This window comes from Methylocapsa polymorpha (genome assembly GCF_045689225.1).
GTDB classification, from domain to species: domain Bacteria; phylum Pseudomonadota; class Alphaproteobacteria; order Rhizobiales; family Beijerinckiaceae; genus Methylocapsa; species Methylocapsa polymorpha.
On the sequence record NZ_CP136862.1, the window covers coordinates 3,264,768 to 3,277,333 of the forward strand.

Consider the following 12,566-nt stretch of genomic DNA (forward strand, 5'->3'; position numbering starts at 1 on the left):
AATGAGCGCTCCGCACGCCCTGATCGCGGGCGGCGGCGTCGGCGGGCTCTGCGCCGCTTTGTGCCTCGCCCGCGCCGGCTTTCGAGTCAGCGTCTATGAGCAGGCGAAGGCGCTGGAGGAGATCGGCGCCGGTCTCCAGCTTTCGCCCAACGCCAGCGCGATTTTGCGCAGCTTCGGCGCGCTCGACCGCTTGATCCCCTCGAGCCTGGTGCCTCGCGCCGTCAGAATCCGCCGAGCGCGCGATGGCGCGACCGTTGCGACCTTGCCGCTCGAAGACGCAGAAAAGCGCTGGGGCGCCCCTTATCTTCTCGCGCATCGCGCCGATCTGCAGCGCGCTCTCATCGAAACGGTCGCGGGGGAAGAGGCCATAACGGTCCACACCGGCGCCGCGCTCGCGGGTTTCGCCTCCGGCGCGGATGGCGTCGCGATCGCCATCAAGCGAGGCGCGATCAGGACGGAGGCGACTGGCGATTGCCTGATCGGGGCCGACGGATTGCGCTCGCTGGTGCGCCAGAGGCTGGCGGCGGACAGGGGCGTTTCGCCAAGATTTTCCGGCCGCACCGCTTGGCGCGCCCTTGTCGAAGCGAGCCGCGTTCCGGCGGAAATGCGGCGCGAGGAGACGTCGCTCTGGCTCGGCAAGCGAGCGCATCTCGTGCATTATCCTTTGCGCGGCGGCGCGGTGGTCAATGTCGTCGCCATCGTGGAGGAGGATTTTCGCGCCAATTCGGAAAACTTCTGGTCGAGCCCAGGCGATCCGGCCTATCTCGAGGCGCGTTTCGCCCGCTGGCGGGAAAGCGCAAGGGACCTTCTCGCCGCCGCCTCCGATTGGCGGAAATGGCCTCTGTTCGACGCCGATCCGCTCCCGAGCTGGACGGCGGGGCGGGTCGCGCTGCTCGGCGACGCCGCGCATCCCATGTTGCCCTTTCTCGCCCAAGGCGCGGCTCAGGCGATCGAGGATGCGGCCGCCTTGGGCGCGGCCCTAGGCCGTGACCGTAACATAGAGCGTGCGCTCGCCGCCTATCAGGCCGCCCGCCTGGCGCGCGCGTCGCGCGTGCAGCTCGAATCACGCCGCCAAGGCAAGATTTACCACCTCACGGGGCCGGCCGCCCTCGCCCGCGATCTCGCCCTTCACGCCCTTGGCGGCGCGAGGCTGCTCTCCCGCTATGATTGGCTCTATGACGCGCATCCGCTCTGTGACGCAGCGGTCCTGAAATCTGGAAGCGCTGAATGACATTTGCGCCGATGACTCTCAGACCCGGACTGCGGCCGCTGGTTTCGATCTTTTGCCTGCGTATGTCTCCAATAAAAGAGCAGGGCAGCCGCGATGAGGGCGCCTCCGACGATTAGGGGCGCAAGGCGATGGAGCGGCTGTCCGACCGAGAATTTGAACTGCGCCATCCTTGTCTCGCCGCTCAGCTGAGTGAATGTTATGAGCGCGATAAACTGGCCGCTTTCCTTGAAATCATGTTCGAAATACAGAGTTCCGTTCGGATAAGTCCTGGGCGCCAAATAGGCTTCGGTCAGAGGATCGAGATCGCCGCGCGCGGCGAGCCGCGTCATAGGCTCCTTGACGATTCGGATTTCGACAGGCGAATCCCGAAGGCTGGGCGCGTCAAAATCCAGCGCCAGAACCGTCTTTCCCGTCACGGGAAGGTCATCGCAGAATTTATCGAACGAAATCTCCGGCTGATAGGCTGCGATATGGATCGTCTCGACGCCGATCATCGCCGCGCATTCTTTCGTTCTCGAACTCTTGTCCATGCTGACCGCCAAAGCTGGAGATTCCGCAGCGGCAAGAAACGCGAGGAAAACAGCGAACAAGGCGAGCGCCGCGCCGCGATTGCTCATCGGGATGATTTCCTCGAATTATTTGCGACGTTCTTACTTTATGCGCCATCCTGTCTTCGTTCGAATCGCCGCGCAAGCCGGGCTTAGCTGGCGCAAGGCTTGCTTTCATTTCTGGTCCAAATGCGCGGGCGACCCGAGACGGCGGAGCAGGGGGCATGAAGACTTTTCTCGACTGGTCGGCCTATGACACTTACGGCATTGGCGACGCCTATTCCGGCATTCCGGCGACCGGCGGCAATTACGCCAAGGCGGTGGCGGTCTGCATGCACAGCCGCGACTGCCAGAACACCGGCAAGGGCGTGATGTGCCCGAGCTATCGGATCACCGGCGACAGAGCTCACTCGACCGAGGCGCGGGTCGCCGCCTTCAAGGCGGCGCTCAATGGCGAATATGGCGAGAAATCCTTCGACGATCCGCGTCTCGCCGAGGCCATGGACCTTTGCGTCTCGTGCAAGGCCTGCAAGAAGGAATGCCCGAGCTCCGTCGACATGACTCTCATCAAGACGGAATATCTCGCGCAGCGCCATGCGATTCTCGGCGTCCCGCGCCGGACGCTGCTCTTCGGCGCCTTGCCGCGATGGGCTTCGCGCTACCGCCGTCTGTTGCGGTTTGGAATTTCCTTGCGCAATCGTTCGGAAACATTGGCGAAGCTCGCCGAGCGATGGCTCGGGATCGCCGCGGCGCGGCCGCTTCCGGCGCTTGCGGCGAAGCCATTCGCCGGTTTCGAGGCCAAAGGGGAGGGTGAGCGCGGCGACGTGATCTTGTTTGTCGACACCTTCTGCCATCATTTCGATCCGGAGATCGCCGAGGCCGCCGTTACGGTCCTGTCGAGCGCCGGCTACAAGGTGCGCATCGCCAAGCCCGCGCCCGATGATTCCGAGCCGGACCGCCCATTGTGTTGTGGGCGCACCTATCTCACGACCGGCTTGGTCGAAGAGGCCCGCGTCGAAGGCAAGCGCGTGCTCGCGGCGTTCCGGCCGGAGATCGTGAAGGGCACGCCGATCATCGGGCTCGAGCCCTCATGCTTGCTCTCCCTGCGCGACGAGCTGTACAGCCTCGGCCTTGGCGCCGAAGTCGGGGACCTCGGCAAGCAGCTCTATTTGCTGGAAGAGTTTCTGGTCCGCGAGCATCAGCGCGGGATGCGGCTGAATCTGAAGCCGCTCGATCTGCCGAAAGCGCTTGTGCATGGCCATTGCCATCAGAAGGCTTTCGGGGTCATGAAGGCGACGCGCAAGGCGCTCAGCTGGATTCCGGGTTTCAAGTTCGATCTCATCGAGGCGAGCTGCTGCGGCATGGCGGGCAGTTTCGGCCTCGAGGCCGAACATTACAAAGCTTCACTCGACATGGCGGAAATCTCGTTTCTGCCGACCGTGCGCGCGGCGGAGAAAGACGCGCCAATCATCGCCAATGGATTTTCCTGCCGGCATCAGATCCGCCATGGCGGCGGCCGGGACTCGATCCATATCGCGGTGCTGCTGCGCGACGCGCTCGCCTTGAATTGAGGCTCGTCTTTCAGCTTGAGGCGTTCTGGTTGGCGAAATCCCAATTGACGAGCCGGTCGAGCCAGGCGTTGGCGTAATCGGCGCGGCGGTTGCGCCAATCGATGTAATAGGAATGCTCCCAGACATCCAAGGTCAGAAGGGGTTTGATCCCGTGCGCGATAGGCGTATCGGCGTTGGCGGTCGGAACCACCGCTAATTTATTCTGCGGACCTTGCACGAGCCAGACCCAGCCGCTGCCGAATAATTTGGTCGCCGCGCCCAGAAATTCCTTGCGAAACCCGTCATAGCCGCCGAAGGCCTCGTCGATCTGGGCGGCGATCGCGCCGCTCGGCTTGCCGCCGCCTTTCGGGCGTATGCTGGCCCAGTAGAAATTATGGTTCCAAAGCTGTCCGGCGGGGTTGAACAAAGCGGCGCGGGACGGATCTTGCGCCGTCTTCCGGATGATTTCCTCGAGGCTCGCGTCCGCGAATTCGCCGCCCGCGACAGCCTTCAGCACGGCGTCATAATAGCCCTTGTGGTGCTTGCCATAATGATAGGCAACTGTTTCACTCGAAATCACCGGCGCCAAGGCGGTGTCGGCATAGGGCAAGGGAGGGTAGGAGGCCGCGAGCCTAGTCTCCTCTCTCCCGTAGGAGGGAACGCTCAGCCCTGCGACGCCGAGCAGCGTGGAGGAGCCTATAAGGATCGAACGTCGATCGATTGTATTGAACGGCTGCATGAAGCTTCTCTCGGAAACGCGCTTTTGGCGAAGTAAGCAGTCTATCAAAATTATAGACAATACGCAACGAAAGCTACTCGGAATTTCCGTTCGCTTCGCGTTTGCGACGGGCGCAGCGGCGCGCATTTCGCCGAACTACAGACGCGCGAGCCCTATCGTGGCCGCCATGCAACATAGTTGAACGTCTTACGCCATCGTGCTCCCGGACTCTTGACAGTTCCCCGCCGCCAATGACACTCAAGCGGCCCTATGTCCGATGGAGTTGCAAATGGAGCGGATATCGATCTCGGCTGCGGTTCTTGTCGCGGCGATCGCGCTCGGCGGCTGTAATATGTCCGGCGGCTCGCAGGCCGTGGCCCCGCCGGCGGCGGCGCCTGCCACCGCAGCGGCGACTCCGGGGACAGCCCAGCCGAATTGGCCGCCCTTGCCCGAGGGCCGCCTGCACCGGCGAACTCAATCGCTATCAGGCGGTCCTCAAAGCCGACCTCGGCACCGGCAACGTCAATAAATCGGTCTATGATAAGATTCAGACCGAGCTGGCGCACGCGGCGGACGCTTGCGCTGCGGGTCGCGACGCCGAGGCGCGGAGCCTCATTCACGCCTCGAAAGAGCGGCACGGCTATCGCGCCTGAGGCCAGGGGCGGGGAGCGGCGGGACAGGACCGCCCTCGTGGGTTTTCGCCTTTCGCATAAAGCGATCCGGGACCGGGCCAATGGTCGCTTTTTAAGAACGATCGGACCGCGCCAAGGCATGGCGCAAAAAGCGCAGCGTGAAATCCGGCATGTTCTCTTCGTCGAAATCGCGCGTCGAGAAGACGGCGTGCAGCGCGTCGAGCTCGGGCTTCTCCTCCGTCGCGATGAAGTCTTTGAAGCGCGCCTCGATTTCGGCGGCGCGGAACCGTGAGCGGACGATCTTCATGCAGGCGATGCGCGGGCCGTCGAAAACCACGGTCCAGCCTTCTGCAATAGTCACTTCGTCGGACGCGATGCCGGTTTCCTCGGCGAGCTCGCGCAAGACGCTGCCTTCGAGATCGATCGTCTCCCCTTTCAGATCTTCCGGGTCGGGCGTTCCTGCTGGAAAATAGATTTTTCCGGCATTGGCGGTATGATTGTTCATGCGTCCGAGCATGAAGGCTCCGTCGGCCGAAACAAGCGCCGCCATGGCGAAGCAATTGGCCGTATCGCCGGGAAAGCCGAAATCGCGCCAGGCGAGAAAGGCCTTGTACTCGGTCTCGAAGCCGCCGCCGCGCAGGATGCGGCGATCGTCTTGCTCTTCGACCGTCCCCGTGTGCATGAGAAAGACGCGGCCATTGAAAAGATGCGGATTGCCGGCGCGGAGCTTCTCCCAATGACGGTCGATCGCGGCGGCCTCCTCAATCGAGAACCGCCACGGCTTTGGCTCGACCCTGTAGTCGATGGCGTCGATGTCCTCGATGCGGGGAGACGCTTGGGTCATAGATCGATGAAGCCTTCGCCTATGATGACGGCGGAGCCGCCGATCGAGGCCGAGGTCAACGCGCCCTTTGCGATTTCGACGTCAAGCGAGATCAGGCTCGGCCGGCCCATCTCAAAGCCTTGTTCGATGACGAAGGCGTGACGGCCATCGGTCGGCTTTTCGAAAGAGTGAATGACCCCTGCGAAAGCGGCGGCGGCGGAGCCGGTCGCGGGATCCTCCGCGAGGCCGAGGCCCGGCGCGAACATCCGCGCATGGAAGGCGTGATGCGCCTCGACCGTATCGCTAGTGTAGAGATATGCGGCGGCGGCTTCGAGCCCGGTGAAAGCGGCCTCGAACAGCGCGGGGACCGGCCGCGCGCGCGCGATCGTGGCGAGGCCCGCGACCGGAATGAAAGCGAAAGGCAGGCCGACGGAATAGATCGACGGTCTATGCGCGCCGAAGCCGATGTCTTCCTGCTCGAGGCCGAGCGCCGCGGCGATGCGATCGTTCGACGCCGGAATGCCTGTTTCGCTCGGCAAGCGCGGCAGTTGGAACGTCGCGCGGCCCGCTGCGCCATCATGCCGGCGCACCGAGCATGTCACCGGGCCAATCTCTTCCTCGAGGGTCAGGGACAGCTCTTGCGCTTGAGAGGCGTCCGATGCGCGCAAAATTGCGAGAAGAACGGCCGAGCCTATCGTCGGATGCCCGGCGAAGGACAGCTCCGCCTTCGGCGTGAAGATACGCAAGCGCGCGGCGCTGTCCGGGTTTCTCGGCGGCAACAGGAAGACGGTCTCGGAGAGATTGAACTCCGCGGCGATCTTCTGCATGCGCTGCGCATCGAGGCCGCCGCTGTCGCTCACGACCGCGAGCGGATTGCCGGCAAGCGGCGTCTGCGTGAAGACATCGAGGAGATGGTATTTGCGCCGCAAGCGCTGGAGCCCCTCGCGCGTTCAGATGCCGACGGCGCGCAGGGCGGAGATGTCCGCCCACCATTGCCGCAGCGACTCGCTTGAGCAGGCGAGCTCCTCGTCCAGGCCCGACGTGAACTGCCGCCACTGATCGAGGTAACGCGTCGAGACGGTCACGACCGTCGGAATATCCGCCGCCGCGGCCTCGCCGATCTCGGCGAAGACTCCCTTGCCTTCGGCTTCGAGCTTGCCAAATCTGTTGATGAATAAAAGCTCCGGATTGCGCGCGATAGCGCTCGAAATCCGGTGGCCGATGGCGGCGAGCGCGGCGGAATCGATCCGGCAGGATTGCGAATGCCGGCCGAGATCCTGCAGAATCGACAAGTGCTCCCCGGTTTCGAGGTCAAGCACATGGGTCTCCCGGCATTCGCAATCCTGCGCGGCGGCGGCGATCTGGATCACGCCGCCGAGGCGATGGCCGCGCCGCGCCAGATCTTCGGCGAAGTCCGCGACGATTCGATTGGGGTCTTCGCCCTCGCCATAGACGAACGCCGCCAGCGTCTTGCGATCGGAGACATTGAAATGGGTCACGGTTGGTTTCGCCTAATGTGGAACAGGTAAAGTCCGTCCATCGCGTCCTGGCGCTCCAATATGTCGCCGGTTTGGCGGACGAGATGCGGAATATCGATGACCGCGAGCGGATCGGTGCATTCGACGACGAGAAGATCGCCAGGGGATAGCTTGCGCAAGGCTTTGCGGGTCCGCAGCGCCGGCAAAGGGCACAGCAAGCCACGCAGATCGAGAGAAATGGAAGTCAATTCAGCCGTCATGCCCGCGATGCTATACCTTCTTCCACGTCAACCTAGCCCATGCGGGCGCCAGGTTCCAGAGAATAGCACGGTTCGAAAGGGACAGAGCAACGTGAGCGACCTTCATGAGCCGCAAGCGGAGCCGGAGCAGCGCGGTTTCGATCGGCTGACCCCGCTGCACGAAGCGCTAGCCGCCCTCTCGCCCTATTGCGGGGAGATCGCCCCGATCCAGATGCGGGTTGAAAGCGCCTTGGATCGGATCGCGGCCGCGCCGGTTTGCGCGCCGGCCGCAGTCCCGCCCCATCCAATCGCCCTTTGCGACGGCTGGGCGGTCGCGGCGCAGGATACGCTCGGCGCGTCCCCCTATGCGCCGGGGTTCGCCAGCGCGGCGCCGGTTCGGGTTGCTTTCGGAGATGTCCTGCCGGATTTCGCCAACGCCGTGCTGCCTTTGCAAAGCGTCGCGGCGGAGCGGTTTCCGGCTCAAATCCTGAGCCCTGCCGCTCCAGGCGAAGGATTGCGCGCCAGCGCAAGCGATTTCGCTGAAGGCGAGATCATCGTTCCGGCAGGCAAGCGGTTGCGGCCAACTGACCTTGCGCTCCTGGGTCTTTGTGGAATTGAAGAGGTCGCTCTGCGCGTGCCGCACGTGCGGATCGTGTCGCGGCGCAGCGAGGGACGTTGGGCTGTGGCCATGGCGCAGCGAGACGGCGCCGAGTGCTGGACCGAGGCGACGGATATGGCGTCGCCGAAGCATTTGGCGGAGGCGATGGCGCGGCCAAACGCCGATCTCGTCATGGTGATTGGCGCAGGCGGCGGAGCCTCCGTCGCGCGCGCGCTCGCCAGCGCGGGAAAGCTTCTGGTCCATGGCGTCGCTGTGCGGCCCGGCGAAACGATGGGTTGCGGAATCCTGCATCGGCGAGCCTGGTCGGGCGACGCCGAACCATGGTCCGCAGCGCGCGGAAATGGCGAACGCCCGGCGTCCGGTTCGACTATCCTGCCGGTGATTTTCACGCCGGAGCGGATTGAATGCGCGCTGGCGGCTTGGCTCTTGCTTGCTCGGCCCTGCCTATGCCGGCTCGCTGGCGCAATAGGCTCCGCAAGAGGAGAAAGCTTGCCGCTGGCGCGGAAAATCGTGTCGAATCCGGGATTGAGCGATCTCGTGCTTTTGCGCCGCTCCAGCGCCGCCGATGGCTCTGGACAATGGGAGCCGCTGGCGACCGGCGACATTCCCTTCGCCGCGATCGCGCATGCCGACGCCTGGCTGCTGGTCGAGCCGGAATGCGAGGGATATGCTGCCGGGCAAAATATCTTCGCGCAGTTCCTTTAGAGCGCGTCCCGATCACGTGGAGTCACGTGATCGATAAGGACTCGCTCAGATCAAAGAGTTGGAGCATGTCCTTATCGAAAAACCGGATCCACTTTTTCGGGACATGCTCTAAGGACCATTTCAAAGCGCCATGAGCACCCCGATCAGCCAATCCGGCGCTTCCTCCGCCGCACAGGAGCAGTTTCTGACGGTGCTGTCGCGCGAGGAGGCGGCGCGGCGCTTCCAGTCTCATCTCTCCATGCAGCCACTCGGCGAGGAGACTGCCGCGCTCGCCGCGAGCCTTGGCCGCGTGCTGGCGCGAACGCTTCGTTCGCCGATCGACGTCCCGCCCTTCGATCGTTCGCTTGTCGACGGTTTCGCGGTCCGTGCGGCCGATGTCGCGGCGGCGAGCGAATCTGCTCCGGTCCGCCTGAGCTTGAACGCCGAGACGATCGCCTGCGGGACCGCGCCTCGGCTCGAGGTCGCGAGCGAAACGGCGACGCCGATTGCGACCGGGGGTCCTTTGCCGCGCGGCGCCGACGCCGTCTGCATGGTGGAGCATACCGACCCGGACGGCGCCGACCATCTCCTTGTGAGGCGCAGCCTCGCGCCCGGCCAGAACATTGGCTTTGCAGGAAGCGACATTGCGCAAGGTGAGACTCTTTTGCGGCGCGGCGGCCGCATAGGCTCGCGCGAGATCGGAATGCTTGCGGCCTGCGGCCTTGCGAGCGTCCCCGTTTACCGCCGTCCGCGCGTCGCGATCCTTTCGACAGGGGACGAGCTTGTTCAGCCGGGCGAACCGCTGCGCCCGGCGGCGATCTATGATTCCAATGCGCCGATTATCGCCGCGGCGGTCGAGGAAAATGGCGGCGAAGCCCTCTCTCTCGGCGCGATCCGCGACGACGAAGCCGCGCTCGAGGCGAGCCTGCGGGAGGCGCTGGCGCGTTGCGACATGGTCATCCTCTCCGGCGGCACGTCAAAAAGCGCCGGCGACCTTACCTATCGCGTCGTCGCGCGGCTCGGCCAGCCTGGCGTCGTCGCGCATGGCGTCGCGTTGAAGCCTGGCAAACCGCTCTGCCTCGCCGTCGCGGACGGCAAGCCCGTCGTCATCCTGCCGGGGTTTCCGACCTCGGCCATGTTCACCTTCCATGATTTCGTCGTCCCGGTGCTGCGGGCGATGAGCGGGCTCGCGGCGCGCCAAGACGTTTCCGTCGAGGCGACGACGCCGGTCCGCATCCTCTCCGACCTGGGCCGGACCGAATTCGTCATGGTGGCCTTGACCCATGACGGCCAAGGGCTGAACGCCTTCCCTTTGGCCAAGGGGTCCGGCTCGGTTTCGGCTTTCTCGCAGGCGGACGGCTTCCTGACGATCGAAGCGCTCGCCGATCATCTCGCCGAAGGCGCGCGGGCAAAGGTCACCTTGTTTGATCCGGAACTTCGGATTCCCGACCTCGTGATCATGGGCTCGCATTGCATTGGGCTCGAGATCGTCATCGACGCGCTCGCGGAGGCAGGATTTGTCGTGCGCACCGTCGCGATCGGCAGCATGGGCGGGCTCGCGGCGGCGAAGCGCGGCGAATGCGACATCGCCCCGATCCATCTGATGGACCCGCAAACGCAGGTCTATAACGCGCCTTTTCTTGGGGCGGGGCTAATCCTTGTCGAAGGCTGGCGGCGGATGCAGGGCCTCGTCTATCGGCCAGGCGATCCGCGCTTCGAAGGCCGCGCCGTGGCGGAGGCGATCGCCGCGGCTCTCGCCGACCCCGCCTGCCACATGGTCAACCGCAATCAAGGCGCAGGCACCCGCATCATGATCGATCGGCTCATCGGCGCGGCGCGTCCGAGCGGCTATTGGAACCAGCCGAAATCGCATAACGCCGTGGCCGCCGCAGTTGCGCAAGGCCGGGCCGATTGGGGCGTCGCGATCGAGCCGGTCGCGCGCGCCTATAGCTTGGGGTTCCTGCCGATCGGCGAGGAGCATTATGATTTCGCGATTCCCGAAAGCCGGCGCGAGGATAAGGCTGTGCAGGCTTTCATCGCGGCGCTCGGCCGCCGGGATGTCGGAGAGGGGCTGCGCGCCATCGGTTTCGTTCCCGCCCGCGACGCAGATCACCTAGGCTCCGGGCAATGAGGGTGATCGGCATTGCAGGGTGGAGCGGGGCGGGCAAGACGACCTTGATCGTCAAGCTCATTCCGCTTTTGCGCGCGCGCAGCTTGACCGTTTCGACGCTCAAGCACGCCCATCATGGTTTCGACGTCGATACGCCGGGCAAGGATTCCTATTTGCATCGCGAGGCTGGCGCGAGCGAGGTTCTGGTGGCCTCCGCCAATCGCTGGGCCTTGATGCGCGAGCTGCGCGGCGCTAAAGAGCCGAGCCTCGCCGAACTCTTGCGTCACATGAGTCCGGTCGATCTCGTCCTGGTCGAGGGGTATAAGCTCGACGCCCATTCCAAGATCGAAGTTCATCGCGCCTTGAACGCAAAGCCTTTGCTTTATCCAAACGACAAGACGATCGCGGCGCTTGCGAGCGATGCGGCCGAGGCAGCGCCTCGGCATCTGCCGCATGCGCATCTCGACGATGTCGATGCCATCGCTGATTTGATCGTAAGATTCGCGCGGCCTTTGGAGGAAACGATTCTACATCTTGCCGCGGCCGGGCGGGCCTGAGGCCGAGGAGAGATTTCTTATGGCCCAGCTCGGCAAGGATAGTTTCGCCGCCGGCGACAGGCTGATGCCGGTCAATGAGGCCGTCGAGCTTCTCTTCGCGCGCGTGCCTAGCGTCGAAGGCGTCGAGGCGGTCGGTCTTGCCGAGGCGGACGGCCGCGTCCTGGCGCAGGCGCTCGCTGCGCTGATCGATCTGCCGGGCTTCGATAATTCCGCCGTCGATGGCTATGCGGTGCGTTTCCGCGACCTTGCGCCGAAGGCCGAAACCATTCTCGCCGTCGAGGGCAGGGTGGCCGCGGGTCACTCTCCCTGCGCCGCCCCAGTCGAAGGCAAAGCCGTGCGGATCTTCACCGGCGCCGCCATGCCCGAGGGAGCGGATACTGTATTCATGCAGGAGGATTGCCGTATCCTCGACGATGGCAGGGTGTCGCTGCCGACGGGCCTTGCGCAGGGCGCGAACCGGCGGCTGCGCGGCGAGGACATTAGCCTCGGCGAAGAAGCGCTTCCGCAGGGGCGGGTGCTGCGGCCGGAGGATGTCGGCCTCGCCGCCGCGCTCGGGGTAGATAGGCTGTCTGTCAGGCGGCGATTGAAGGCGGCGATTTTCTCGACCGGCGACGAGATTGTCTCGCCGGGCGAGCCTCTCCGCGCGGCGGCGGTCTATGACGCCAATCGCTTCGTCTTGCACGGGCTTCTCCGGCGTCTCGGTGTCGAGGTCACTGATCTCGGCATTCTTCTCGACGATCCGAAGCAGATCGGCATGGCTCTACGGGAGGCGGCGCGGACCCATGATCTCGTCCTGACTTCGGGCGGCGTCTCGACGGGAGAGGAAGACCACGTCAAGGCGGCGATTTCGGAAAACGGGTCGCTTGTATTCTGGCGTCTCGCGATCAAGCCCGGGCGGCCGGTTGCAATGGGCGTGATCGAAGGCGCGCCCTTCGTTGGCCTTCCCGGCAATCCTGTCGCGGTTTTCGTGACTTTCGTCTATGTCGTGCGGCCGTTGATCGCCGCGCTATCCGGCGCCTTGTTCGAGCCAGCGCGGGCGCTTCCGGTTGTCGCGGGCTTCGCCTACAAAAAGAAAAAGGGCCGGCGCGAATATGTCCGCGTCTCCTTGCGCGCCGATGCGTCGGGCGAGACGATTGCGGAAAAATACCCGGTCGAAGGCGCGGCGGTGCTGACCTCACTCACCCGCACCCATGGGTTCGTCGAATTGCCCGAAGAAGTCGCGACGGTGGCGCCGGGAGATAGAGTGGCTTTCATCGATTATGGGCTGATCAGATAGCTCTCGTCGCTGCGTTGGCCCTATGGCAGGGCGCGTCTTCAATGGCGCAAAGCAATTCGAGGTGACAAAGCCCAGAATTTCCAGCCTTGCCATCGCTCGAT

Annotated in this window: 12 protein-coding genes; 6 read left to right on the top strand and 6 right to left on the bottom strand. The window is 64.4% G+C overall.

The genetic code is table 11. The features are described 5' to 3' along the window. The first annotated feature begins 1 nt into the window (after position 1). Positions 2–1,231 (top strand): FAD-dependent monooxygenase, encoded by a 1,230-nt coding sequence (locus tag RZS28_RS15060; RefSeq protein WP_407338556.1) that lies wholly within the window; start codon positions 2–4, stop codon positions 1,229–1,231. Here the strand turns inward: RZS28_RS15060 and RZS28_RS15065 are convergent. Continuing rightward, entirely contained in the window at positions 1,174–1,848 is a 675-nt protein-coding gene (locus tag RZS28_RS15065) for a hypothetical protein (RefSeq protein ID WP_407338557.1), read from the bottom strand. The genes RZS28_RS15060 and RZS28_RS15065 overlap by 58 nt on opposite strands. Positions 1,849–2,003: 155 nt before the next feature. Between RZS28_RS15065 and RZS28_RS15070 the strand changes: the two genes are divergently transcribed. After that, on the top strand, positions 2,004–3,350 hold the full coding sequence (locus tag RZS28_RS15070) for a (Fe-S)-binding protein (protein WP_407338558.1): 1,347 nt from the start codon (positions 2,004–2,006) through the stop codon (positions 3,348–3,350). A gap of 10 nt (positions 3,351–3,360) precedes the next feature. Here the strand turns inward: RZS28_RS15070 and RZS28_RS15075 are convergent, their stop codons facing one another. The 5 genes from RZS28_RS15075 to RZS28_RS15095 all read right to left on the bottom strand — a co-directional run bounded on the left by RZS28_RS15075 (position 3,361) and on the right by RZS28_RS15095 (position 7,240). After that, complete coding sequence (locus tag RZS28_RS15075; RefSeq protein WP_407338559.1) at positions 3,361–4,068, bottom strand: superoxide dismutase; 708 nt, start codon at positions 4,066–4,068, stop codon at positions 3,361–3,363. A gap of 723 nt (positions 4,069–4,791) precedes the next feature. Continuing rightward, a complete protein-coding gene (locus RZS28_RS15080) occupies positions 4,792–5,523 on the bottom strand; it encodes an NUDIX domain-containing protein (RefSeq protein ID WP_407338560.1) in 732 nt (243 codons plus the stop codon). Further along, the gene (locus RZS28_RS15085; RefSeq protein WP_407338561.1) at positions 5,520–6,431 is read right to left on the bottom strand and encodes a PhzF family phenazine biosynthesis protein; all 912 of its coding nucleotides are present in this window, start codon (positions 6,429–6,431) and stop codon (positions 5,520–5,522) included. The genes RZS28_RS15080 and RZS28_RS15085 overlap by 4 nt, the downstream gene beginning before the upstream one ends. Before the next feature lie 21 nt (positions 6,432–6,452). Beyond that, positions 6,453–7,001 (bottom strand): DUF2478 domain-containing protein, encoded by a 549-nt coding sequence (locus RZS28_RS15090; protein WP_407338562.1) that lies wholly within the window; start codon positions 6,999–7,001, stop codon positions 6,453–6,455. Then, on the bottom strand, positions 6,998–7,240 hold the full coding sequence (locus RZS28_RS15095) for a sulfurtransferase TusA family protein (protein WP_407338563.1): 243 nt from the start codon (positions 7,238–7,240) through the stop codon (positions 6,998–7,000). Before RZS28_RS15095 ends, RZS28_RS15090 begins: the two co-directional genes overlap by 4 nt. A gap of 91 nt (positions 7,241–7,331) precedes the next feature. Here RZS28_RS15095 and RZS28_RS15100 point away from each other — a divergent pair, with 91 nt between their 5' ends. The 4 genes from RZS28_RS15100 to glp all read left to right on the top strand — a co-directional run bounded on the left by RZS28_RS15100 (position 7,332) and on the right by glp (position 12,465). Beyond that, on the top strand, positions 7,332–8,543 hold the full coding sequence (locus tag RZS28_RS15100; RefSeq protein ID WP_407338564.1) for a hypothetical protein: 1,212 nt from the start codon (positions 7,332–7,334) through the stop codon (positions 8,541–8,543). Between the two features lie 130 nt (positions 8,544–8,673). Continuing rightward, complete coding sequence (locus RZS28_RS15105) at positions 8,674–10,653, top strand: molybdopterin biosynthesis protein (protein WP_407338565.1); 1,980 nt, start codon at positions 8,674–8,676, stop codon at positions 10,651–10,653. Beyond that, on the top strand, positions 10,650–11,189 hold the full coding sequence (gene mobB, locus RZS28_RS15110; RefSeq protein ID WP_407338566.1) for a molybdopterin-guanine dinucleotide biosynthesis protein B: 540 nt from the start codon (positions 10,650–10,652) through the stop codon (positions 11,187–11,189). The genes RZS28_RS15105 and mobB overlap by 4 nt, the downstream gene beginning before the upstream one ends. A gap of 19 nt (positions 11,190–11,208) precedes the next feature. Beyond that, complete coding sequence (gene glp, locus RZS28_RS15115; RefSeq protein WP_407338567.1) at positions 11,209–12,465, top strand: gephyrin-like molybdotransferase Glp; 1,257 nt, start codon at positions 11,209–11,211, stop codon at positions 12,463–12,465. Positions 12,466–12,566 lie beyond the last annotated feature (101 nt).

Coding starts and splice junctions, on each gene's coding strand:
- RZS28_RS15060 (WP_407338556.1), top strand. CDS start 2: ATGAGCGCTCCGCACGCCCTGATCGCGGGCGGCGGCGTCGGCGGGCTC.
- RZS28_RS15065 (WP_407338557.1), bottom strand. CDS start 1,848: ATGAGCAATCGCGGCGCGGCGCTCGCCTTGTTCGCTGTTTTCCTCGCG.
- RZS28_RS15070 (WP_407338558.1), top strand. CDS start 2,004: ATGAAGACTTTTCTCGACTGGTCGGCCTATGACACTTACGGCATTGGC.
- RZS28_RS15075 (WP_407338559.1), bottom strand. CDS start 4,068: ATGCAGCCGTTCAATACAATCGATCGACGTTCGATCCTTATAGGCTCC.
- RZS28_RS15080 (WP_407338560.1), bottom strand. CDS start 5,523: ATGACCCAAGCGTCTCCCCGCATCGAGGACATCGACGCCATCGACTAC.
- RZS28_RS15095 (WP_407338563.1), bottom strand. CDS start 7,240: ATGACGGCTGAATTGACTTCCATTTCTCTCGATCTGCGTGGCTTGCTG.
- RZS28_RS15105 (WP_407338565.1), top strand. CDS start 8,674: ATGAGCACCCCGATCAGCCAATCCGGCGCTTCCTCCGCCGCACAGGAG.
- mobB (WP_407338566.1), top strand. CDS start 10,650: ATGAGGGTGATCGGCATTGCAGGGTGGAGCGGGGCGGGCAAGACGACC.
- glp (WP_407338567.1), top strand. CDS start 11,209: ATGGCCCAGCTCGGCAAGGATAGTTTCGCCGCCGGCGACAGGCTGATG.